Here is a 24,585-nt window from a genome sequence, read left to right as displayed (position 1 = left end):
ACAGGCTGTACTTCAATTTATAATATTTACTTCATTTTACCATAGAGAGTTATTCTTTTGAGGAAATCATGAGGTCTGGAAAAATTTGATGGCAACTAGAGGAATAGACGGAGGAGAAAAAATTTCAAAAGGTACCATCACATCGCATTATATTGGTGTATACCTATTTTACAACTTTTAGTGATGGATTTGTTTGAACATTCTATGAACAGAAAAAACGAAGATCGGCAACCTTGCTTTTCCTCCACCATTCTTATCATCCTGCCCTTACTTCCCCACTAATTCATCCCGGTCATCTGCCTGTGGGGGTTCCTCCAGCCACCCGTGTTTGATCATCACATTCGCTCCGTCTTCCGCATAAAGGGTGATTTCCGGAATTTGAGAGGCATAGACCGCACCGATATCGCGCCGTTGACTGGCAGCAATAGCCATGCCAAAGTTGCCGATTCCCGCCGCGATCATAGCAGACACATGATACATAATCAGTTTATCTGAGAAAACAGGGGCAGTTGTATCCAGAATGGCGGAATCCCAGCTCATTGGCACAGGCAGGTCCTCGTCAAGCAGAATATTGCTGAACGTTTCCACATACTTTTCGGAAAGATCTTTTCCGCGCATCAGAAATTTCTTTACATCCTCTTTTTGGGCAATTTGTGCAAATCCTGTGATTAAAGCTTTGCCAACGGCATTGGCTTGAATGTTTAAAAATAAATGGGTGACTTCAATGGATGTAATAGATCTTTTTTTGCCAAAGAAGCCGGCTAAAAAATGCTGCTTTTCAACAAAATCCACTTTATCGGGAATCGTGAGGAAAGGGGGTCTTACATAAGTCCCTTGGGTTAACATACATTCGCGCGTTTTATCCTGTAATTCCACCCCTTTACCCAAAACGCGCTTATGAAAAGCAACCACATCCGGCCGTGTCGCTAAACTAATAGCAGCTCCATTCGCTGCGATGGCAAGAATCGACATATGCCGCAAATACATTAACTTAAAGGTATCGGAAAACAGCTTGGGGGCTTCCGCATTCACATCCTGTTCTGTAAATCCAACGGGGATAGGGAAATCCTCCTTTTGAAAAATGGCCTCCATGAGAGCAATATTTTCTTTGGCAGTATTCAGCGTCCATTCTATAATGGGACGTATCTCCTCATCTTCCACCTTTTCTAAAAAATAACGGTTCATACAAACAGCCAGTGTATCGTTCAGATATTGAGTCCACAAGGTAGATATCTCCGCGGCGGTTAACCGAATCTTTGTCTTATCTTCCATTTGGGCAGTCTCCTTTAATAAGCATTTGTGTATACTATTTCCATTTCAAGGATTCTCTATTATAAAACGGAAGAAAGAATCGCAGCTCAAGAAAAAAAGCCAGGCGTTCAGCCAGACTTAGGTACTTCGTTACTATAAACCCTGCTGATTGGAATGATTGAGGTGCTAACGGGGCACTATTATAATAGAAGAAAACGGTATCATTTATGATGGCCCGTATATTAAAAATCAAACTTCTGAACAAAATTACAGCCCTGGCACGCTCTTCCAAGCTGCTTCAATGTAACGGGATCACAGTAGTAAATTTCATCAAAGCCGCAAACTGGGCATTCCATGCTATGAAGGATTTCGCGCTCGCCTAGTAATGCATCAAGTAAAACTTCAAAGTACATATGAGTCCCTCCATAAAAGTTGTTAATGATACTCTATCAAATGATTTGCGGGAAAGCAGTTGAATTTTGTAAGCGGATAAAGGAGTAGTTTTCGACATAAGTGGTAGAAGAGCTATAAGACAGATATAACATTATCAGCCAGATATACAAGTTTAAACGACAGTAAGAAAACTTATGCGACAGAAAGGAGGCGTTATCCCGACAGATATACAGGCTGACATCGCTAATTGCCTCAGCATATCCGGCAATAAAAAGCCAAACCAAATAAAAAAGCGAACCCTTTATTCGGATTCGCCTTCATTAAGCAAAAAGTTCACAATATAATCGCTCCATACTTTAACACCTTTTTCACTAGGAGCACTTTGGTCAGTGGTTAAGTATTCTTTTAAAGCAGGATCCTGTGAGTCTGGCCATGCAGTCCAGTGATCCATATAAGTGATGTCATTTTTCTTAGCAAACTGCTTTAACTGCTCCACCTGACTTGGATAGATCTTGGCAGGATAAATGGGATAGGATGGCTGCAAGATAAAAGATGTTTCAGACTTTTTAGCTTGAATGTCATCCATAATCGTCGCAATATCCTTGAACGTATCCTCCACCAAAACAAGACCATTGTTTGTTAAAATAAATGGTTCAAAAATAATCAAATCGGCTCCAAGTTTGGCAATGTCTTCCTGCTTGTCAGCATTGACGAACTGAGTAGAAGAAGATTTGTACGTTTTGTATGTAACTTCCACATGATCTGAACCAAACTTATCTTCAAGCTTTTCCTTCACAATTGGAAAGACTCCATCTGTATCAGAGCCAATTGCTTTTGATCCAAGAAAAAGAATCTTAAAAGTTTTCTTCTCGGCTAGAGTAGTCTTAAAACGATCAACAGCACTATCAGGCCAATTCTTCGTGTAGGCAAGCAATTCAGTATCATCAGCTGATGGCTGATTATTTGCCGTAGTTGTTTCCTCCTTTTTAATAGCAGTGGAAGCTTTATTAGTTGCGGATGCTGATATTTGTTTATTCCAATAAGAATGGCCGAAAAATAGAACGGCTATACAAATGATTCCTAATAACAAGGTGAGAAAATTCTTCATTAAGTAATGTACCCCCATTATAAAGTGCTATTTCATTATATCAGATTCGACTTGAAAATTACTTCCAATTTTAAATTTATACTACAAAAAATTACAAAACAGTGTAAAATAAGTTCAGGCGAAGGAAAAAAACTAGAAATTATGTCGAATCATAGTAATTTGTGCTATAATACACTTTGTTCTATATTGGATAAATTTAGGGAGGACCACATGGAAGAGACGATCAGCTTAAAAGAGTTGTTGGAAACACTGCGCAAACGATTTAGATTAATAGTCAGCATCACCCTCATTGCCATCCTAGTCAGCGGTGTTATCAGTTACTTTTTCTTAACACCAATATATCAAGCATCCACACAATTGCTTGTCAATAAATCCAAGGATGAACAAGCTTCATATCAGATTAGTGATGTTCAAACTAACCTTCAATTAATTAATACCTATAATGTAATTATCAAAAGCCCGGCTATTCTAGAAATAGTCATTAAAGATTTAAATTTAGACCTAACAGTAAGTGAACTGAATGAAAAAGTTACAGTTGCTAATGAGAAAGATTCGCAGGTTGTAAACTTGTCAGTACAAGATTCAAGCGCCACAATGGCAGCTAAGATTGCCAATAAGACAGCAGAGGTCTTCCAAAAACAAATTTCTAAAATAATGAAGGTTGATAATGTTAGTATTCTTGCAAACGCGGAAGTTGGAGAGAACCCATCCCCAATTAAACCAAAACCATTATTAAACATTGCAATAGCCGCAGTAGTTGGCTTTTTGGTAGGTGTAGGGGTAGCTTTCTTGCTAGAATACTTTGATAATACAATAAAAAATGAACAAGAAATTGAAAATATTCTTGGCATACCAGTTCTGGGTACTATTCCTAAGATGGATGAGTCTGATGTCAAAACAGTTGGGAAAAATCTTCAGGATAGGAATACGAGATTAAGAGGTGAGACACTTGGCTCTTAAAAAGGATAAGAAAAAGACATTAAATAATGGTAGGACATTGATTACCCTAAGGAATTCAAGATCGCCAATTTCTGAGCAATATCGAACTATAAGAACTAATATTCAATTTTCAAATGTAGACAGTGAACTCAAAACTTTGATGGTAACTTCCGCGGGACCAGGAGAAGGGAAATCAACAACTGTAGCCAACTTAGCTGTAGTTTTTGCTCAGCAAGGTAAAAAAGTATTGTTGGTAGATGCAGACTTAAGAAAGCCAACCGTTCATTATACATTTAATCAAACAAATACTTTTGGACTCACCAATGTTCTAACAGGGCAAATCTCCTTAATCAAAGCAGTAAATGAACCAACTGAGAAAAACCTTTATGTACTTACAAGCGGACCGATTCCGCCAAATCCGGCTGAGTTAATTAGCTCAAAAGCCATGGAGCAATTTTTTGAAGAGGCACAAACTATTTTTGATTTAATCATTTTTGATGCTCCGCCGCTATTAGCAGTAACAGATTCACAACTTCTTGCAAATAAATGTGAGGCAACTATTTTAGTGGTTTCAAGTGGAAAAACAGAGAAGGAATTGGCAGTAAAGGCAAAAGATTTACTTGAGACAGCACAGGGAAAACTCTTAGGAGTTGTATTGAATAATAAGAAAATGAAAACTAGCCAGCAGTACTATTATTACGGAACAAATTAAGTAAACAAGTTAGGGAGTGGTAGTAATGATTGATATTCATTGTCATATCTTACCTGGTATCGATGATGGTGCTCAGAGCATGGAAGATAGTATAACAATGGCAAAACAGGCAGCTAAAGAAGGCATTGATATAATTATTGCTACTCCCCATTTAAACCATCAATATAATAACCGGAAACAATCTATTCTGGAGAAAGTGGATGCTCTAAATCTTGTTCTTGAAAAGGAGGGCGTCGGAGTTAAAATCTTCCCCGGTCAGGAGCCAAGAATATATGGTGAAATAATTGAAGATTATGAGAAAGATGAAATTCAAACCTTAAATTGCTCACGTTATGTATTCATTGAATTTCCATCCAACCATGTTCCAAGGTACTCTGAAAAACTATTATTCGATATACAAGTAAAAGGTCTTACACCTGTGATTGTTCATCCTGAACGGAATTCGGAATTAATGGAACACCCCGACGTGTTGTATAATCTGATAGAAAAGGGGGCACTAACTCAAGTTACTGCTTCTAGTCTTTGCGGTTATTTTGGAAAGAAAATTCAAACCTTTTCAGAACAGTTAATCGAAGCAAACTTAACTCATTTTATTGCTTCGGATGCACATAATGTGGTAAATCGGGCTTTCAAGATGGTGGAAGCAATGGATTTGATAGAATCAGAATACGGCATGGATTATGTATATATGTTTAAGGAAAATGCAGAACTCCTTGTGAAAAACAAAAATATAATGAAGGAAATACCAGAAAGGATTAAAAAGAAAAAGAGGTTCCTATTCTTTTAACCTACGGAGTATCAAAACCTGATCAGGTAGGTTACCTGTCCGTTTATAATGGAGGTACTTGGTCATACTGTAGGTTTAAGATGAACCTTAGACGCACATCCTCGATGGAGTGATCTGAGGGTGGGGTAGATGCCCTATAAATAATAAATAAAAAATAAAAAATAAATATCTAATGAAAGAATATGTGTGAAAACATTTACATTTCCATTAGGTATTTATTTTTTTGAAGTTTTATTTAGAAAAACGAAATACAATAAAGGGGGAATATAGGTGAAGAAGGTAAGAAAAGCAATTATCCCTGCTGCTGGGCTTGGGACAAGGTTTTTACCTGCAACAAAAGCAATGCCGAAGGAGATGCTACCAATTGTCGATAAACCGACTATTCAATATATAATTGAAGAGGCGGTAGCTTCTGGTATTGAGGATATTATTATTGTAACCGGCAAGGGGAAGCGGGCAATTGAGGACCACTTTGACAATAATTTAGAATTAGAGCAAAACTTGATTGAAAAAGGAAAATACGATTTATTAGATCGGGTACAATATGCTACGAATCTAGCAGATATCCATTATATCCGCCAGAAGGAACCTAAAGGACTTGGACATGCTGTCTGGTGCGCTAGGAACTTTATCGGCGACGAGCCATTTGCTGTACTATTAGGTGATGATATTGTCCAAGGTGATACACCATGTTTAAGCCAATTAATCAGTCAATATGAGGAAACTCTATCTTCAGTTATTGGTGTTCAGCATGTTCCTGAATTAGAAACACATCGATATGGAATTATTGATCCATTAACTCAAGAAGGGCGACGCTATCAAGTAAGTCAATTTGTAGAAAAGCCAAAACAAGGTACAGCACCATCAGATTTAGCGATAATGGGGCGGTATGTCTTGACCCCAGAAATTTTTAAGTTTCTTAGCCGGCAGGAAACAGGGGCAGGCGGGGAGATTCAGTTAACGGATGCGATTCAAAAACTTAATGAAATTCAAAGAGTATTTGCCTATGATTTTGAAGGCAGGCGGTATGACGTCGGTGAAAAGTTTGGCTTTGTCAAGACAACGATTGAGTTTGCTTTAAAGCATGATGACCTTCGTGATGACATGCTAGATTACTTGCAAAATCTAGTATCTTCTATTAATAAAAAAGAAGTATTGGTATAAAGAGAAGGAAGGGGTCAAGGTTGGATAATTTAGCTAATCAGGATAGTTCTTATTTAAAGCAAAAGCAACACGAAATTGTCAGTAAGAAGAAAACTTATCTTTTCTCAAAACGATTAATTGATATTATTGGTGCTTCATTAGGAATCATACTTCTTAGTTTCTTATTTATTATTATAGCCATTTTAATAAAATTGGAGGATCCTAAAGGCAACATATTCTTTTGTCAAAAACGAGTTGGACTAAATGGAAAGGAATTTAAAATGTATAAGTTCCGTTCGATGGTTTCCAACGCTGAGGAGAAGCTAAAAGAATTGTTAAAATATAACGAAGTTTCTGGTGCGATGTTTAAAATGAAAGACGATCCCCGAATTACAAAAGTAGGGAAATTTATTAGAAAGACAAGTATTGATGAGCTACCTCAACTATTCAATGTCCTTAAAGGAGATATGAGTCTAGTAGGTCCTCGTCCACCACTTATTAGAGAAGTGGCAGAGTACACAGAGTATGATATGCAGCGTTTATTGGTCACTCCAGGGTGCACAGGACTTTGGCAAGTTAGTGGTAGAAATAGTGTAGGATTTAAAGAAATGGTAGATCTAGATTTACTATATATCCAGAATCGTTCAATACTATTTGATATTAAAATAATATTAAAAACAGTATTAGTATTATTTGGATCAAAAAACGCTTATTAATGCAGTGCAGATAAAAGATTTGAAAATTTTCAACTTCAGTAGATATGGTGGATTTCATCTAAATCAATGGTGAATCCATCCTTCTTCTTTTTGTTAGTACTGTTAATAAATTAGCTGTGTACTGGTTTTTGTCACAATTGTCTCTATTTATAAATATCTAAAGATAGAATATGGAATATTCATGTCCTATCTTTAGATATTTATTTTTGGTACAGTGCAATTACTTCCTAAATTTAGATGAGGTGAAAGTAATTTTGAAGATACTATTTATTACAAATAAATTACCATTTCCAGCGAACGATGGGAGAAAAAATATATTAATGCAATATATTCAAACTATTAAAGAGATTGATAAAAATATTGAAGTAATTAATGCATCATTTGTGGACGACGAAAAGTATTTAAAAAATATACCTACAAAAATCTCTAAAGTTAAAGAATTGAAACGCCCAAGCTTCTTAGAAAAGATATTTAATATTTTATTTTATTCACTTATATTGAGGCAGTGGCCATTACAAGTTTCATTATATTATAGTAGGAAAACAAATAACACCTTATTAAGCTTGATTAAGAACGAGCATCCAACACACATAATTTATGATATGGTTAGAGTTGCGCCATACATCCCTAAGAACTTTAGTGGAAAATTAATAATGAATTATGATGATTTATTATCCTTGAGATATTCGAGACAAATTAAGTATATCGATTATATTCCTTCCATTTTGGGAGGGGTAGCATCTAACTTTCCAAAATCAGTTCAACACTTAATAAGTGGAAAATGGATACAAAAGCAGATACTAAAATTTGAAAGTGCGTTATTAAAGAAATACGAAATTAAAATTGCTACAAAATTTAATAGCCTTATATTTACTTCACCTAAAGAGGCTAAAAGCTTTAAAGAACAAACTAAGTCTAATAGCTGTATTGGGATACCTATGTCTTATGAGGTAAACTTTAATATGTCTAAGCGGCTCAGGTATGAAAATAATAGGATTGTTTTTGTTGGAAAAATGGATATACCACATAATGTTGCTGCTGTATTATATTTTTGCGAAAAGATATTTCCACTTGTAAGAGAACAAAATAATAATATTGAGTTTCATATTATTGGGAAGGACCCCATTCAAGTAGTCCGAGAATTAGAAAAAAAATATGATGGAGTAAAGGTTATTGGACCTGTTGACGATTTAAAAGGATTAGTCGAAACATCTGCAGTATTTGTAGCCCCACTAGTTTTTGGTACAGGAATAAAAACAAAGGTAATTGAAGCACTTTCTTATAATGTCCCTGTTGTTTCTACCAGTATAGGGGCAGAAGGGATAAGTTTTTCAAATGGTTTGGATATGTTTGTGACTGATAACGAGACTGAATTTGCAAATAGTATTTTACAATTAGTTTCATCCACTGAATTGAATAACAATATTTCCAGTAATGGAAAAAAACTTGTTCAAAAGGAATTTTCAAAAAGTGCAATGTTCAATAAATGGTTTAAAGTATTAAAGGGGAAAGAGGAAGTTAGTAATACTTAAACTTGTGCAATTTATTTGTATTTAAATAGTTAATTAGGAGTGTTATTCTTTGAAAAATATATTATTCCTGACACATTTATATCCATATCCACCTGATGACGGAGGGAGAATTGTAACATTTAATACAATTAAAGAGTTGATACGTAATGGTCATAATGTGATACTATGCTCATTTAAAGAGGAAAATGTGGAAGCTATGAAGTTGCCATTTAAAATGGAAAAACATTTAGTTCCAATTTCTTATTCTAATTCCTATATTAAGGCTGTTAAAAATTTGTTTAAGAAAATGCCATATAATATGGCAAAGTATATCGATCAAAATATGGAAGAGGAAATATTAAGGGTTTTAAAAAATAACGATATTGATGTGATTTATGTAGATCACTTACACATGGCTTACTATGCTGAATTTCTTAAAAAGCAAGGCTTCGAATTACCAATGATTTTAAGGCAGCATAATGTTGAAAGTACAATCTTTGAAAGAGCCTATAAAGAAGAAAAGAATTTTATAAAAAAGATGTATTTTAAATTACAATATAAAAGACTTTTTTCGTTTGAAGCAAATATAACGTACAATTTTAAAACTGTTTATACAATTACAGAAGAAGATTTAATGAGAATGAGAGAAATGAACAACGAAGTTCATGTGAAAAGTTTACCAGCAGGAGTAGACATGGACAAATATTATCCTTTATCGATTCCTGATAAAGAAACACCTCCCAATTTAGTATTCTTAGGGACCATGAGTTGGCTGCCAAATATAAATGGTATTACATGGTTTATCAAAGACATATTTCCAACAATTTTAAAGAGATATCCTGCAATAAAGCTATATATAGTAGGGAAAAATCCACCAGAAAAGCTTCGTGCTGTCAGCAATGAATATCCAAATAACATAGCTATAACTGGTTATGTAGATGACGAAAGACCTTATATTGCTAAAGCGGACGTTTTTATTGTTCCCTTAAAGATAGGAGGCGGAATGAGGATAAAAATACTAAATGCCTTAGCTATGAAAACAGCAATTGTTACCACTTCTGTTGGAGTGGAGGGAATAAAGTTGAATCCTTCTAGTTTATTAGTAGCAGATTCAGCACAGGAATTTTCTGATGCCATTATAAAGCTCCTAGATGACGAAAAACTCAAAAATCAAATTAGTGAAACAGGATTTAATAGCGTTAAAGAAAAATATTCTTTTGAGTCGATTTTAAGAGAACATGCTGAAGAGCTTAAACATATCCATTCCTTTACTAGATAGTACCTAGTTTTAATTACTTAAAGGGGAAATTTTTATGAACAAAATAAATGTTCTTTTTGTTACACATTCAAAGAAGAAAGGTGGTGCTGAGCAGAGTTTAATACATTTAATTAACCATTTGGATACATCAGAATATAACGTTTTTCTTGTATGTCCAAATGGCACTGAATACCTAGACGAAATAGCTGTCCCTTTTAAAGAAATTAATCTATCTTTAGAAAGCATAAAACATAAGTTGGGTTTACACTACCTAATAACAGTCTTTAAACTAAGAAAAATTGTTAAGAAAAATAAAATTGATATCGTTCATGCAAATGGTTGGAGAGCACCATGGTATGTAGCTCCGCTTAGGATGATTACCAAATCCAAAACGATTTGGCATCATAGAGATAGATTTGATTCAAATTTTTATAACTACTTACTTCCATACTTCTTTCATAAAATTATCTGTATCTCTAATTTTGTTAAAAGTACCATCTCTGCAAGACACTCTGGAAAATGTGATGTGATTTATAATGGGGTTAATTTAAATGATAGGGTGGAACCAGATTACGAAAAGGTTTTTAAAGTGAATAAAAAAATTCGAATAGGGACCTTTGGTAGAATTGTAGAATGGAAAAGGTATGAGGAAATTATAGAAGCTGTAAATATAGTAAATAAAAATATAGGAAATAATTGGGAGTTGGTCATTGTAGGAGATACATCAATAGATGGCTCTAAAGATTATTTTAAAAAACTACAAGACTTGGTAAAAGAATATAGAATTACAAAAAATGTAATTTTTTATGGATATACTAAATTTCCATTGGAACTTATGAAACAATGTGATATTACTGTGAACTTTTCGGATAAGGAGCCTTTTGGTAGGGTTATTATTGAATCTCTAATAGTAAAAACACCTGTAATTGTTGCTAATTCTGGAGGTGCTCCAGAAATAATCAATATCACTACTGGCGGATCAATCATAAAAGAATGTGATGCGAAAGGCCTTGCTAAAGAAATAGAAAAGTATTATTTGATGGATCAAAGAGAGTATTTCGAGATATGCCAAAGAGGTTACGGAAATGCATGTGAAATGTTTAATATGTCTAAATTAGTTCTTGAAGTTTCACAGCTATATAAATCATTACAAGCTTAAAATGTTATTTAATCTAGGAGATGACTAGAACTATGAAAATATTATTCGTTGTCGGAGAGTTTCCTAAACTATCGGAAACATTTATTTTAAATCAAATTACAGGACTTATTGACCAAGGACATTCTGTAACTATTTTAGCTCAAAAACCTAATGTGCAGGAAAATGTTCATGAAGAAGTAAAAAAGTATAATTTAGTAGCAAATACAATTTATTATGATTATCCGCAAAACAAAGAAGTGAGAATAAAAAGAGCAATAAAGTTGTTTCCAAAAACATTGTTGAAGAATCCAATAAAAACCGTGAAGTCTATAAACATGTTTAAATATGGAAAGGAGGTACTTTCCTTCCGACCATTGTTATGTTTAGTAAAACTATTGAAAAATAAACAAAAACTAAATTATGATATTATACATTGTCACTTTGGACCAAATGGAATATTAGCAACTATCCTTAAAGATATAGGTGTTCTTGATGGTAGAGTATATACGACCTTTCATGGATTGGATATGACAACTTATTTAAATGTTAAAGGTAGTGAAGTTTATAACTATTTATTTAAAACTGGAGATAAATTTCTTCCAATCAGCTATTTTTGGAAAAGCAAATTAGAATCACTAGGGTGTGACCCTATCAAAATAAGTGTCCATTCAATGGGGGTTAATCTTGAAAAGTTTGACTTTATTAAACCAAATTACGAATTAAACAAGATAAAAATTATTTCAGTAGCTCGACTAGTAGAGAAAAAGGGTATTCATTATGGAATTGATGCGGTTACAGAACTTATTAAAAAGGGATATAACATTGAACTTTCGATTATAGGAGACGGTCCTTTAAAACAGGATCTTGAAGTAAGAATTACAGAAAATAATATGAATAATCATATAAAAATTTTAGGATGGAAAACACAAGAAGAGATCATTCAATTATTAAAGAAAGCAGATTTGTTTTTGGCACCGAGTATTACAAGTAAAGACGGCGATATGGAAGGAATTCCTGTGGTTCTAATGGAAGCCATGGCAATGGGTAAACCAATTATTTCCACTTATCATAGTGGAATCCCAGAACTTATAATAGATAATGAAAATGGATGGCTGGTGCCCGAGAGAGATGTCGAATCATTAAGTAAAAAAATAGCATATGCGATTGATAACCACATAAATTGGGAGCAAATCGGAAAAGCAGCTAGACGAACCGTTAGCGAAAAACATGATATAAACAAACTAAATAAAAGATTAGAGAAAATTTTTCAATAGAACTTTTTACATCCATAATAAAACAAATTGAATTAAGAGGAATGATCTATGTCATTAAAACAAAAAGCTATTAAAGGAGTAAAGTGGACTTCTATTTCAACAATTTCAATTGTAATATTGCAAGTATTACAACTTATAGTGTTAGGGCGAATTTTTGATTCCACTGTATTTGGCCTAATGGGGATGGTATTGGTTGTTATAGGTTTTGCAGATATGTTTGTTGATATGGGAATATCAAATGCAATCATACAAAGTCAGCAAATTTCAAAAAAAGAGTTATCTAGCTTGTACTGGTTAAATATTTTATCGGGAGCTTTAATTGCAATTCTTATTTGGATAAGTGCTCCATTAATTGTGCATCTATTTAGGGAACCAAGATTAAGTAATTTAATTAATTTAACAGCTCTAATGTTTATTATTACTCCAATTGGACAACAATATCGTGCTTTGTTACAAAAAGAGTTAAAATTTAACCTTATAGCTGTAGTAGAGGTTCTTTCAACCTTTTTAGGCGTTGTCTTTTCAATTATATTAGGCTATTTAGGTTTCGGAGTTATGTCGCTCGTATTAGGTCAACTTATTATCGTTACATTTAGAACTTTGCTGTTATTAGTTAATGGTAGAAAATACTATCGTCCTCAAAGACATTTTAAATTAAGTGATACGAAGCCTTTTTTGAGTTTTGGTCTTTACCAGATGGGAGAGAGCACGATTAATTACTTTAATACTAAAATTGATTCAATAATGCTTGGAAGACTATTAGGGCCAACGGCATTAGGTTATTATACAATGGCCAACAACATTATTATTTTGCCATCCACAAAAATCAATCCAATCATAACTAGAGTAACCTTTCCCATTTTTTCAAAGATTCAAAATGATTCCGAACGATTAAAAGAAGGTTTCCTTCAGCTTTTAAAACTTGTAAGTTTTATAAATTTCCCGATCTTTTTTGGGTTATTCATAACCGCACACTTATTTATCCCAGTTATATTTGGTGAGAAGTGGATTGAAAGTGTTCGATTATTACAAATTCTTTGTGGAGTGGGTTTATTAAGATCGATAGGTAATCCAATAGGCTCCTTATTAATGGCAACAGGAAAAGTTAAAATAAGTTTTCAATTTAATGTAATAAAATTATTTACACAAATCCCTGGGATAATTTTTGCAGCGTATACATGGGGACTTATAGGTGTAGCAATAACTTATCTAATTCTTCAAATCTTTTATACCGGACTAAGTTATTTCTATCTAATCCGTAAAGTATTGGGGCCTTGTTTTTATTTATACATTAAGACATTTACTTTCTCACTAATTTCAAGCTTGATTATGCTTATTACTATATGGATATCGGAAAAATTATTACACTCAATTTCAAATGTTTACTTATTAATAATTGAAATTATCATTGGGATAGTTGTTTATATTATATGTACGTTAAAGTCAAAAGATAAAGTTATAGTTAAATTAAGGAGAATGGTTGTAGATAAAATTCCTTTTTTAAAAGCAAATATGTTTCATACTTAAGTTATGGATTATGGAAGGATAGGTGAATTTAATTTGAATATACTAATCATTAACGCGCATTCTTCTAGAAATAAAGGAGATGCAGGAATCATTTTATCTATGGTTGATTCACTAAGGACAAATATTCCTTTTTGTAATATTAAAGTGAAAACTCGTTTTCCTGAAGTTGATAAGGAAGCTTATGATATACCTGTTGGTGAAGCAATACACAATATATTAGTTGATGATAATACAACAAAATTAAAAAAGTTAAAGTTAGCCATAGAGATGATTCGAATATTAGAAAATAAAAAAAATAAACCGATGTTAAGGGATCCGGATTATGAATGGGCAGATGTGGTAGTAAGTTGTGGGGGAGGATTCCTTCTAACACATGGTTTTAGCGTTATGACTCTTCAGCATCTAGTCCAAATTAAAACAGCTATTGACTATCAAAAGCCTATTGTTATTTATTCCCAATCAATTGGGCCGCTTTACAATAAAATTATTAAGAATCTTACCAAGAAAGTTCTAGATAAAGTGACCAAAATTTATGTTCGTGAAAAAATTTCTTATTCCCTTTTGAAGGAAATGGAGATACAGGCACCAGTTGAAGTAGTGCCTGATTCTGCATTTTATATGGAGCTAAGAAAATCTAACGAAGTGGATAGAATTATAAATGAATTAAGAATTTCTCATAAAGGTCCAATTATAGGATTAACAGTAAGGGATTGGAAGTTTCCGGAGGTGGAGGATCATGGATCCCATCGTAATAAGTATATAAAAAGTATACAGGAAACAATTCTATTTTTAGAAAAACAATATGAAGCACGAGTATTGCTAATGCCCCAGGTTTTAGGACCAAATTCATTTAATGATGATAGAAATATTAGTCGAGAGATTTTAGATGGTATTAACTCAAATAATGCACAACTTATTGATTTTGATTTTCACCCTCGGGAATTAAAATACTTTTATTCAAGAATGGATATGTTTATTGGTACAAGAATGCATTCCAATATCTTTGCTTTAGCTAGTAATATCCCTACTGTTGCAATTAATTATGAACATAAGACAAAAGGGATTATGGAAATGCTGGAGTTAAACGATTATGTTGTTGATATAAATGATGTTACTCCGGACATTCTTGTGAAAATGTCAAAAAAATGTTGGGAAAATCGTCATTCCTTAGTCAACCATTTAACAAAGCGTATACCACAGGTCATCGATTCTTCGCAGGTACCTGCGATTTTTATGAATCAATTAGAATTTAAAAAATAAGAAAACAGTTTAATTATCCTATGACAAATATTAATAAGGCTTTTATAGATATTCTTTTGGGGGGCAAATATTTCTATGAAACTAGTGTTACTATCCGGCGGATCAGGTAAACGCCTTTGGCCATTATCAAATGATGCAAGGTCTAAGCAATTCTTGAAAGTATTAAGAAATGATGAGAATGAATTACAATCGATGGTCCAAAGAGTTTGGAATCAATTGTACAAGTTAGGTTTAACCCAATCAGCCGTAATTGCTACAAGTAAAACCCAGGTAGAAATGATTCAAAGTCAAATTGGTCAAAATGTTTCTATAGTTGTAGAACCGGAGAGAAGGGATACCTTTCCTGCTATAGCTTTGGCAGCAACTTATTTATACACTTATGGGAATACATCACGAGACGAAATAGTCGGGGTATTGCCTGTTGATCCGTATGTAGAAGATAAATTTTTTGCTAGACTACTAGATTTAGAGGATGCATTAAAGTCCTCAAACGCAGAATTGGCATTAATGGGCGTAAAGCCAACATTTCCATCTGAAAAATACGGTTATATTGTTCCCGATGTAGAAAAATCAACTGAAGACCTTGTTAAGGTAAGTCACTTTAAAGAAAAACCACAAACAGAAGAAGCAAAATTATTATTAGAACAAAAAGCTTTATGGAATTGTGGTGTTTTTGCATTTAAATTGAATAAGATAATTTCATTACTAGAGAAAAAAGGTTTACCAACAAGTTACGATGAACTTTCTGCCAATTATTCTTTACTACCTACAATAAGTTTTGATTACGAGGTAGTTGAGAAGACAGAACATATAATTGCAATCCAATATAATGGAGAATGGAAAGACTTAGGTACCTGGAATACCTTGACCGAAGAAATGGGGTCTAATATCTTAGGAAAAGCGAATATAAGCAAGGATTCGAAAAATGTACATGTTATTAATGAATTAGATATTCCGATTTCAGTACTTGGATTATCTAATATACTGGTTGCAGCCAGTCCTGATGGGATCCTAGTTACTGACAAAGATGCCAGTCCACGTGTGAAGGAATTGATAGGAAATTTAGAGCAAAGACCGATGTATGAGGAACGCCGTTGGGGATGGTACCGAGTTCTTGAGCATACTGTATATGAAGATAATACAGAAGTTCTTACAAAACGAATCAAAATTTCTGCAGGAAAGAATTTAAGCTATCAATATCATAACTACCGTCGAGAAGTATGGACGATTGTAAAGGGCGAGGGTGTTCTTCTTTTAAATGATGAGTTCAGGGTAATAAGACCAGGTGACATGGTAGATATTCCAATTAGTAATAAGCACGCTGTAAAGGCTGTTACAGACCTGGAATTCATTGAAGTGCAAACGGGGACTCAATTAGTGGAAGAAGATAATCATCGATTATTATTATCATGGGATGAAATTGAAGAAATGGCATACGTATTAAATAAATAAATAAATTCACCATATTATTTTGTTAATTACAATAGGGATTTATTATGATTTAAAGTTTATAGGAATCCGATCAAATGACTGAAATGAAAAGAACTTCTATTTTTCATATTCATTCAAACGTAAATATACATTAAAAATGCATTTTTTTATAAAGTTGCATTGGTATTAAAAGTGTAATGAATGAACTTTTCAAAGATAAAAGTTTACCATTTTGTAAATCAACCGGAGTTAAATTTTACCAATGCGATTGAACCTAGATATCGGTAGCTTGTTAATGCCGTATTTTTTCTCCTGTGTTAGGGATAATTGTTATTTAATAAGTAACATGTTTCACAAATGCTTTTATTTACAGGATATTAATTAAAAGAGTATAAAGTTTTATATGAATACTTTGATATTTATACATTTATACTTTTGTAATTTCAATACTCCCAAAGCCCCTATTTAGTGGTAAATCAGTAAGTGCAAGCAGAGCTAAAAATCTTATATACTCTAAAGAACAGCCATAATTTAGTTTTATTTGGTAAAGGGCTCTTATAAAAGTGGTTAGAAATTGTATCCAATGGCATTAAGTGCACTTTAATTTAAAAAGTAAGGTGAAATAATGAAAAAAAGACTGGTAGAAATAGATTTAATTAGGGGAATAACTATTTTTTTGGTTGTAGCAGCGCATACAGATATGCCATCATTTATTAATGAAGTGCTAAAAACTTTTAGAATGCCTTTATTTTTTATTGTTTCTGGTTATTTATTTAGTACTTCAAAATATTTATCTAACTTTAAGGGCTTATTTAAACTACGTATGCAAAGCTTATTAGTACCATACTTTTCTGCTTGTGTTTTATCTTATTTTGTGTGGATTGGTATTAGGTCTATTAAAAATAGTAATGAAGATTTTATTTGGTATAAACCCATTCTAGGTTTTTTTTATGGGAACGGGTCAAGTTTATTAAATCAGCCCATTTGGTTTCTAGTTTGCTTATTTTGTTGTCAATTAGTTTTTTGTTTAGTTTTAAAGCACCTATTAAAATATAATATATTTATTCAGGTTGTAGCTTTTATGTTAATAGGTGTAGTTGGCTTTTTGATTAGTAAAATACTCCATTTACCATGGGGGCTCGATATCGCTCTTGTTTCGCAGATATTTCTACTTGTAGGTAATAAGTTGAAGGAGTACAGGGTATTAGAAAGAATGAAGTTCTTCGATTATTATACAATAATCTTAGTTGCTATTTTTGTAATTTCTTTTTATATAAATAAACATGTTGATATGAATGATAGGGATTATGGGAATCTTTTTTTCTTCTATCTTGGGGGATTCTCCGGTAGTTTATTAATATTTAAATTAACTAAATTGTTATCTCGGTTTCAGCTAATTGTTAAGTTATTTTCTTACTTTGGTAGGGAATCTCTAACTATACTAATTTTCCATGCCGGAATAGGATTTGTTATTATTACGGGTATAAATGATTTTCTCCTAAGTTTTTTGAAGTTTAATTGGGTTGTTTATATTGTTGGTGGAATTAGTATATCTTTAGTAATTGGATGGTTAATTAAAAAGTTCTCAATCTTGAATTTCCTTTTTAACGGAAAATCCTTAAATAACAAGAGAAAATCAAAATCGACGAATATAAAGAGTATTGCATAATTTAAAGAGTATTAAATATAAAAAAAATAAAATCATTGCTAATTTATACAAAGCGTCAGATTAACAGTTTATACTACATCAATGAAAAGGGGAGGCTTATTTTGAATTGGTTAGATAACGCAGAAAGATGGTTTGCATTCGATAAATTGGATGAAGGCTTAAAGGAAAAGTTACTAGAATTTGGTACTATTAAAAGAACCCTAGAGGAAAGTTTTTATAAACACCTTGAATTTGGGACGGGCGGCATGCGGGGAGAGCTAGGTCCAGGCATTAATCGTTTAAATATTTATACAATCCGCAGAGCGGCAGAAGGCCTTGCGTGTTATATTGATGAAGAAGGTAAAAATGCCAAGCAACGTGGTATCGTAATTGCCTACGATTCCCGACATAAATCTTCTGAATTTGCATTGGAAGTAGCTAAAACGGTCGGAAAACATGGCATTAAGGCTTATTTGTTTGATGAACTTCACCCAACGCCTGTTCTATCTTTCGCTGTTCGTTATTTAAATGCCTTTTCCGGTGTTGTAATAACTGCCAGCCATAATCCCCCTGAATACAATGGTTTTAAAGTGTATGGGGAGGATGGTGGGCAGATACCTCCCAAAGCAGCGGATAGTATTATTCGTTACGTTAATGCTGTTGAAAATGAGCTTAGGGTAGAAGTGGCAGAAGAGCAGGAACTTCTTTCAAATGGTTTGTTGACCTATATAGGAAAAGAAATTGATTTAGAATATGTTAAACATTTGAAGTCTCTTCAATTAAATCCAGGTATTGTGGCAAAAGTTGCAAAGGATTTAAAAATTGTTTATACTCCGCTTCATGGTACTGGGAATAAATCGGTTCAAGCAGGATTAAAGGCATTTGGATTTGAAAATATAAGTGTTGTGAAAGAACAGGAGCTTCCGGATGCTAACTTTCCCACTGTTAAATCACCCAATCCAGAGGAACATGCCGCGTTTGAATTAGCAATTCAATATGGGAAACGAATTGCAGCAGATATCTTAATGGCGACTGATCCTGATGCTGATCGTTTAGGAGTGGCTGTTAAAAATAATGATCGAGAGTATACTGTATTGACGGGTAATCAAATGGGAGCTTTAATGCTTGAATATTTATTATCACAAAAACAATCTAAAGGAATCTTGCCTAAAAATGGGGCTATGGTTAAAACAATTGTAACGTCAGAAATTGGCCAGGCAATTGCCGAGTACTATGGGATTCAGACAATAAATACACTAACTGGATTTAAATACATTGGTGAAAAGATTAACGAATTTTTGCATACAGGAGAGCATATCTTTTTATTTGGTTACGAGGAAAGTTATGGGTATTTGATTGGCGACTTTGTTCGTGACAAGGATGCCGTCCAATCTGCAGTTTTTGCAGCTGAAGTTGCCGCATATTACAAGACAAAAGGTATGTCTATGTATGATGGGCTTATGGCCATTTTTGAGAAGTTTGGGTTTTATCAAGAATCGCTTAAGTCAATTACTCTAAAAGGAAAAGAAGGAGCTAAAAGGATTTCAAGCTTAATGGATACATTTAGAAACGCAAAAATTACAGAAATTGCTGGGATTAAGGTTACTGCTGTTGAGGATTATTTAACCTCCAAAAGACTTGCCAATGGATTAGATACCGTAATTGATCTCCCACGTTCAAATGTATTGAAATTTTTGTTAGCAGATGGAGCATGGTTCTGTTTACGTCCGTCCGGTACAGAACCAAAGGTGAAATTTTATTTTGGTGTTAAAAGTGATTCAATGGAAGGAAGTAAGGAGAAATTATCTCTTATTCAAAGTGTTGTTATGACAAAAGTAAATGAGATATTAGAAGTGTAAGGATAAAGGTGGGTTACCTTTCCTAAAATTGGGTTTCTTGTATAGAGACTTATATATACTTAAAAAGAATATAGGTTTATAATAATTTTGGTTTCTTCTTTTTAATTAATATAACTTTTATAGATAAAATATTCTTTTTTATAAAATAATAAAGGTGGAATATAAATGAAAATAGCCGTGGCGGGAACTGGATATGTCGGCTTGGTAACGGGTGTTTGTCTTGCAGAAAAGGGACATATTGTTTCTTGTGTGGATATAGATGAACGAAAAGTAGCCTTAATGAGCTCAGGAATTTCTCCTATTTACGAACCAGGGCTAGATGAATTGATGGTTAAAAACTTGAATAGATTGAACTTCACAACACATTACAGAGAAGCTTATAAAGATGCGGATGTAATTTTTATTGGTGTTGGGACTCCTGAAAAACATGATGGATCAGCCAATCTAACTTATGTCTATGAAGTAGCTGAACAGATAGCAGAAAGTATTGAAAAGGATTGCGTTGTCGTAGTGAAATCGACTGTACCAATTGGTACAAATGATAAAATTGAGGATTTAATTAAAACAAAGCTTGTCCACAATGTTAATGTTCATATTGCATCTAATCCGGAGTTTTTAGCACAGGGTACTGCTGTAAGAGATACTTTACATCCTGCTAGAATTGTTATCGGAGTAGAAGATCAAGACCCAGGTAAAGTTCTTAAGGAAGTATACAATAAATTTGATGCACCGGTTGTTCTTACCAATAGGAAGAGTGCAGAAATGATTAAATACGCTTCTAATGACTTCCTAGCTCTGAAGATTTCATTTATTAATGAAATCGCGAACCTATGCGAAATTATTGGAGCAAATGTTGAGGATGTAGCCCTTGGAATGGGGTATGATAGCAGAATTGGCAATCGATTCTTAAATTCTGGAATTGGTTATGGCGGTTCTTGTTTTCCTAAAGATACAAAGGCATTACACTGGCTAGCTAATTTTCACGATTACGAGTTGAAAACGATTAAGGCAGCCATAGATGTAAATGAAAATCAAAAACTAAAGTTAATTAAGAAATCCCGTAAGTATTTTGATAGTCTGAAAGGCTTAAGTGTGGCTGTCTTAGGTTTAACATTTAAGCCAGGAACTGATGATTTAAGAGAAGCACCGTCGTTAGTTAATATACCAATTATGCTTGAGGACGGTGCTAATGTAAAAGCCTGGGATCCCGTTGGCATTGAAAACTTCCAAAGATTACATCCAAATGGCGTAAGTTACTGCCATTCGATTGAGGAAACTCTTAAGGATACAGATATTTGCTTTATCTTTACTGAATGGGATGAAGTAAAGGATTTTGACTTATCAAAGTATAACGAATTAATGAGAAACCCTATCATACTTGATGGTCGGAATTGCTATGATCTTTTAAATGTCCGAGAGTCGAAGATTATATATGATTCTATTGGAAGAGAAACAGTTAATACTTTAGAGGTGTCATTGGTATAAAGAATTTAATTTCCTCCTTGTTGCTGCTGGGTTAGACGAGGGGGAATTTTACTTAAAAAATAAAGGAACAAACCACCACTATTTTATCCGAAAGAAGTAAGCCAAAGAATACTTTAAAAAATAGTACAAAAATCATCTAAATGTAAATAAGCATTTACCAAAATAATATTTTGTTTTAACCTGTTAAAATAATGCAAGTTATTGTACACTTTAATATGGTTCTTATTTTATTTATAAGGAGCGTATCATGATTCAAACACCCTTTTTAAGTAATAAAACATTCGAATACAGAATGGTAGCATTTATAATTTTTTCAATGATTTTTGCCGAAAGGATCGTTATTTCGGTAGGTGGGTTTCAGGTGCCGATTATACTCCCTATAACTTTATTAGGAATCCTCCTTTTATCTATATCAAATAAAATTAGAATAAACAATCTAAGTTTTGGATTGTATCTAACCGCTTCAGTTAGTTTACTTTTAATTACTTTATTTCAAGATAGCTATTCTGCATTTTCTATTTTTTATTTACTTATTTTGTACTTGCCATTGATTTTTCAATTGGAGAGTAAAGACTCTGTTTTTTTCGAAAAAATTCTTCTCTACCTCCAATCATGTACCAGTATAATTGCTTTTATTGGAATCATACAATTATTAATTCAATTCATAGGGGCACCATATATTGATTTATTAGCCTTTTTGCCGGAAAAATTTGTGGCATCAGGTTATAACACGACCTATCCTATTTTTTATGGTTCGCAAATTATGAAAACAAATGGTATGTTCATGTTAGAGCCTTCTACCTTTTCACAATTCTTATCAGTTGCAATCTTAATTGAATTTGTTTATTTTAAACGATTTAAATATTTGCTCTTATATTTTTCGGCAATATTAATTTCATTATCAGGAACAGGATTATTAGTCGTAGCTATATTTGGCATTTTTGCATTTTTGAAATTGGGTAAAAAAAAGGTATTAGGCTTTTCTACTGTCCTTATACCACTTGCAATATGGTTTTTTAATACTGATTTGGGACGTGTTATTCTTAGCAGAACTTATGAACTTACAGGCTCAAGCACAACTAATAGTGGATACATTAGATTCTTTGCTCCTTTTAAAGCTCTATCTCAATATGCTGATGGTTCTATTTTTGCCTATTTATTTGGTATTGGACCAGGAAAAGCCGATAATCTTTCCTTAGATTTTACAGCTAATTTTACACCTATACCAAAACTAATTATTGAATACGGTTTTATTGGTTGCTTTATCTTTATTATCTTCTTTTTGTGGAATATTTATAGAAATAAGATTTCATTATTGATTTCCACTGCGTTGTTATTTATGTACTTGTTTCTAGGAGGAAACTTGTTACAACCGCATAAAATCTATTTGATTTTTATATTATTAACTTTAGTACCAAATAAAAATAGATTTAGATTAAAATTAAATAAACAACTAGTAAAGAAAAAAAATAAAAAGGTGAAAATAGTTGCGTAAAAAGCTCTCGGGTTGGATTTATTTCAGCCCGGGAGCTTTTTAATATTAATAAGTGTATTTAACTCAAACTTACGTAAAATTTTTTGGAAATTTATGATGGTAAGGGATATAAATAGCAAAGTATTTAAAGCATTTATTGGGTAACCTAGTATTTTTTAAATTCAGGTAATTTGTCCAAAGTTATTACATTTTTACTATTATAAACTTTTCGCACATGTTCTAAACTGTTTTTAGTTTTAATAAAATCAGACCACGTCATAAACCAACTCCAACTTACTTTATCTTTTATTAAATTCTCAGGATCCGGTATAGATCCATTTTCTGACATGGTAACTAATTTTTTGTTCCGTACAAGCGATATTAAACGCTCGTATTTATTTTTAGCCGATCCGTAATTGCCTACATTAGGATAGGAATCATAACTAACTATATCTACATAATTATCCCCTGGATACCAGTTTGGAGATAATGAATTCCAAATCCATATAAGATTATTAATCTTATGGTGATAAGTGAGACGGTTAAACATTATTTTATAAAGTTTTTTTGCAGTTTCGGGACCCTTAGCTCCCCACCAAAACCAGCCACCCTCTGCTTCGTGTAACGGTCGAAATAAAACTGGTACTTTCGCAATTTGAAGTGTTTTTAATTGTACAGCAATAGCATCAATATCACGCATAATTAACTTATATTCTTCTGATTTAGGATGGTCTAATGCATATTCAATATCAAAGGATGTAAATTTTGTATAAAATCCTTTATCCCACTCTTTAAGATCTTTCGGAGCATTCCAATGCCATTGAAATTGGACGATTCCGCCTGCTCTACTCCATTCAATTGCCTGTTGCACTTGGTTTGATGCTATACCGTGACTAGTTAGAGATGGAGAGTAATTCTTAAAATCGAATCCAACAATAGCAGGCTTTTTTCCAGTGGCTTTATAAATCCAATCAACATAAGATAGACCCTGTTGACCGGAAATTATACTTTTTCCATTATTATCTACTAAGAAAGCCATAAGTCTCCTTGCCTCTTTTGAAGCGTTATGGTTAACAAGGTTATTTCTAATACTATTAATATCTTTAGAGGAAGCAAGTTTTACTTTAATACTATCGAAATTATAATATCCCCAATCCGACAAAAATTTAATCGTGTTTATTCCCTTTTGTAATTTTATAATTTTACCGGTACTTTCAGTAAATTTATTTGATTCAGATTCGAGTAAAACGATTTCCCCTATATCCTTTCCATTTAAAATAACTCTTGTACGCTTATCTCCCCGACCGGTGGGAACTGAATAACGAACTTTTAGTACATATAATCCTTTATTAGGAACATTCACCTTAAAATTTATAAAGTCCTTTGGATTATTGAAGTCCGTCACATAACCTTTTCCTAAATAATTTGAGGTGTTCTTAGCAACATTAACACCATTTAATGAACTGTCTTCTGCTTGATAAATAATCCAGTCATTTGAATTTGATTCCAAATTTCCCTTGTTAAGAAATATAATTGATAAGCAGACTAAAAAAATGATTATAGAAGTTTTATTAAGAGATTTCACAGAATTCACCACTTAAATCAAATTACCTTTTTCTAAAAATTATTCTTCTATTTTTGAAGCCAATACCTCAATTTCTTATAACTCTT

General features: G+C 33.0%; 20 protein-coding genes. 16 read left to right on the top strand and 4 right to left on the bottom strand.

Annotated elements, in window-relative coordinates; translation table 11 throughout:
- Positions 1-267 precede the first annotated feature (267 nt).
- The 3 genes from M3183_RS14965 to M3183_RS14955 all read right to left on the bottom strand — a co-directional run bounded on the left by M3183_RS14965 (position 268) and on the right by M3183_RS14955 (position 2,752).
- The gene (locus M3183_RS14965) at positions 268-1,272 is read right to left on the bottom strand and encodes a DUF3231 family protein (protein ID WP_251470908.1); all 1,005 of its coding nucleotides are present in this window, start codon (positions 1,270-1,272) and stop codon (positions 268-270) included.
- A gap of 221 nt (positions 1,273-1,493) precedes the next feature.
- Positions 1,494-1,664 (bottom strand): acyltransferase, encoded by a 171-nt coding sequence (locus M3183_RS14960; RefSeq protein ID WP_251470906.1) that lies wholly within the window; start codon positions 1,662-1,664, stop codon positions 1,494-1,496.
- Between the two features lie 281 nt (positions 1,665-1,945).
- Positions 1,946-2,752, bottom strand: a complete 807-nt coding sequence (locus tag M3183_RS14955; RefSeq protein ID WP_251470904.1) for an SGNH/GDSL hydrolase family protein — start codon at positions 2,750-2,752, stop codon at positions 1,946-1,948.
- Between the two features lie 210 nt (positions 2,753-2,962).
- On the opposite strand from M3183_RS14955, the gene M3183_RS14950 reads away from it, so the two are divergent.
- The 16 genes from M3183_RS14950 (at position 2,963) to M3183_RS14875 (ending at position 22,935) form a co-directional block, all read left to right on the top strand.
- Complete coding sequence (locus M3183_RS14950; protein ID WP_251470902.1) at positions 2,963-3,712, top strand: YveK family protein; 750 nt, start codon at positions 2,963-2,965, stop codon at positions 3,710-3,712.
- Positions 3,702-4,403 (top strand): CpsD/CapB family tyrosine-protein kinase, encoded by a 702-nt coding sequence (locus M3183_RS14945; protein WP_251470900.1) that lies wholly within the window; start codon positions 3,702-3,704, stop codon positions 4,401-4,403. The genes M3183_RS14950 and M3183_RS14945 overlap by 11 nt, the downstream gene beginning before the upstream one ends.
- 25 nt (positions 4,404-4,428) lie before the next feature.
- A complete protein-coding gene (locus M3183_RS14940) occupies positions 4,429-5,190 on the top strand; it encodes a tyrosine-protein phosphatase (RefSeq protein ID WP_251470899.1) in 762 nt (253 codons plus the stop codon).
- Between the two features lie 270 nt (positions 5,191-5,460).
- Positions 5,461-6,354, top strand: coding sequence for a UTP--glucose-1-phosphate uridylyltransferase GalU (gene galU, locus M3183_RS14935; protein ID WP_251470898.1), 894 nt, complete (start codon positions 5,461-5,463; stop codon positions 6,352-6,354).
- 74 nt (positions 6,355-6,428) lie between these two features.
- The gene (locus tag M3183_RS14930; RefSeq protein WP_396953727.1) at positions 6,429-7,049 is read left to right on the top strand and encodes a sugar transferase; all 621 of its coding nucleotides are present in this window, start codon (positions 6,429-6,431) and stop codon (positions 7,047-7,049) included.
- A 254-nt stretch (positions 7,050-7,303) separates the two neighbouring features.
- Positions 7,304-8,581, top strand: a complete 1,278-nt coding sequence (locus M3183_RS14925; RefSeq protein WP_251470896.1) for a glycosyltransferase — start codon at positions 7,304-7,306, stop codon at positions 8,579-8,581.
- A 49-nt stretch (positions 8,582-8,630) separates the two neighbouring features.
- Positions 8,631-9,839: a glycosyltransferase family 4 protein gene (locus tag M3183_RS14920; protein ID WP_251470895.1), complete on the top strand. Its 1,209-nt coding sequence runs from the start codon at positions 8,631-8,633 to the stop codon at positions 9,837-9,839.
- 34 nt (positions 9,840-9,873) lie between these two features.
- Positions 9,874-10,977 (top strand): glycosyltransferase family 4 protein, encoded by a 1,104-nt coding sequence (locus M3183_RS14915; RefSeq protein WP_251470894.1) that lies wholly within the window; start codon positions 9,874-9,876, stop codon positions 10,975-10,977.
- A gap of 32 nt (positions 10,978-11,009) precedes the next feature.
- The gene (locus M3183_RS14910; RefSeq protein WP_251470893.1) at positions 11,010-12,230 is read left to right on the top strand and encodes a glycosyltransferase; all 1,221 of its coding nucleotides are present in this window, start codon (positions 11,010-11,012) and stop codon (positions 12,228-12,230) included.
- A 48-nt stretch (positions 12,231-12,278) separates the two neighbouring features.
- A complete protein-coding gene (locus tag M3183_RS14905) occupies positions 12,279-13,757 on the top strand; it encodes an MOP flippase family protein (RefSeq protein WP_251470892.1) in 1,479 nt (492 codons plus the stop codon).
- Between the two features lie 33 nt (positions 13,758-13,790).
- Positions 13,791-15,017, top strand: coding sequence for a polysaccharide pyruvyl transferase family protein (locus M3183_RS14900; protein ID WP_251470891.1), 1,227 nt, complete (start codon positions 13,791-13,793; stop codon positions 15,015-15,017).
- Between the two features lie 75 nt (positions 15,018-15,092).
- Entirely contained in the window at positions 15,093-16,469 is a 1,377-nt protein-coding gene (locus M3183_RS14895) for a sugar phosphate nucleotidyltransferase (RefSeq protein ID WP_251470890.1), read from the top strand.
- Positions 16,470-17,073: 604 nt separating this feature from the next.
- Positions 17,074-18,117: an acyltransferase family protein gene (locus tag M3183_RS14890; RefSeq protein ID WP_251470889.1), complete on the top strand. Its 1,044-nt coding sequence runs from the start codon at positions 17,074-17,076 to the stop codon at positions 18,115-18,117.
- A gap of 101 nt (positions 18,118-18,218) precedes the next feature.
- The gene (locus M3183_RS14885; RefSeq protein WP_251470888.1) at positions 18,219-19,955 is read left to right on the top strand and encodes a phospho-sugar mutase; all 1,737 of its coding nucleotides are present in this window, start codon (positions 18,219-18,221) and stop codon (positions 19,953-19,955) included.
- A gap of 165 nt (positions 19,956-20,120) precedes the next feature.
- Positions 20,121-21,440, top strand: coding sequence for a UDP-glucose dehydrogenase family protein (locus tag M3183_RS14880; protein WP_251470887.1), 1,320 nt, complete (start codon positions 20,121-20,123; stop codon positions 21,438-21,440).
- Between the two features lie 247 nt (positions 21,441-21,687).
- Positions 21,688-22,935, top strand: coding sequence for a hypothetical protein (locus tag M3183_RS14875; RefSeq protein ID WP_251470886.1), 1,248 nt, complete (start codon positions 21,688-21,690; stop codon positions 22,933-22,935).
- A gap of 145 nt (positions 22,936-23,080) precedes the next feature.
- Here M3183_RS14875 and M3183_RS14870 read toward each other — a convergent pair whose 3' ends face one another.
- On the bottom strand, positions 23,081-24,499 hold the full coding sequence (locus tag M3183_RS14870; protein ID WP_251470885.1) for a glycosyl hydrolase: 1,419 nt from the start codon (positions 24,497-24,499) through the stop codon (positions 23,081-23,083).
- Between the last annotated feature and the right edge of the window lie 86 nt (positions 24,500-24,585).

It is taken from the genome of Neobacillus mesonae (assembly GCF_023715155.1).
GTDB classification, from domain to species: Bacteria; Bacillota; Bacilli; order Bacillales; family Cytobacillaceae; genus Neobacillus; species Neobacillus mesonae_A.
Note: the sequence above shows the minus strand (reverse complement) of the source record. Positions and strands in the feature narration are given on the sequence as shown.

What these genes read in the sequence shown, in the direction of transcription:
- M3183_RS14965 (WP_251470908.1), bottom strand. Translation starts at nt 1,272, where the DNA reads ATGGAAGATAAGACAAAGATTCGGTTAACCGCCGCGGAGATATCTACC.
- M3183_RS14960 (WP_251470906.1), bottom strand. Translation starts at nt 1,664, where the DNA reads ATGTACTTTGAAGTTTTACTTGATGCATTACTAGGCGAGCGCGAAATC.
- M3183_RS14955 (WP_251470904.1), bottom strand. Translation starts at nt 2,752, where the DNA reads ATGAAGAATTTTCTCACCTTGTTATTAGGAATCATTTGTATAGCCGTT.
- M3183_RS14950 (WP_251470902.1), top strand. Translation starts at nt 2,963, where the DNA reads ATGGAAGAGACGATCAGCTTAAAAGAGTTGTTGGAAACACTGCGCAAA.
- M3183_RS14940 (WP_251470899.1), top strand. Translation starts at nt 4,429, where the DNA reads ATGATTGATATTCATTGTCATATCTTACCTGGTATCGATGATGGTGCT.
- M3183_RS14915 (WP_251470894.1), top strand. Translation starts at nt 9,874, where the DNA reads ATGAACAAAATAAATGTTCTTTTTGTTACACATTCAAAGAAGAAAGGT.
- M3183_RS14910 (WP_251470893.1), top strand. Translation starts at nt 11,010, where the DNA reads ATGAAAATATTATTCGTTGTCGGAGAGTTTCCTAAACTATCGGAAACA.
- M3183_RS14905 (WP_251470892.1), top strand. Translation starts at nt 12,279, where the DNA reads ATGTCATTAAAACAAAAAGCTATTAAAGGAGTAAAGTGGACTTCTATT.
- M3183_RS14895 (WP_251470890.1), top strand. Translation starts at nt 15,093, where the DNA reads ATGAAACTAGTGTTACTATCCGGCGGATCAGGTAAACGCCTTTGGCCA.
- M3183_RS14890 (WP_251470889.1), top strand. Translation starts at nt 17,074, where the DNA reads ATGAAAAAAAGACTGGTAGAAATAGATTTAATTAGGGGAATAACTATT.
- M3183_RS14880 (WP_251470887.1), top strand. Translation starts at nt 20,121, where the DNA reads ATGAAAATAGCCGTGGCGGGAACTGGATATGTCGGCTTGGTAACGGGT.
- M3183_RS14875 (WP_251470886.1), top strand. Translation starts at nt 21,688, where the DNA reads ATGATTCAAACACCCTTTTTAAGTAATAAAACATTCGAATACAGAATG.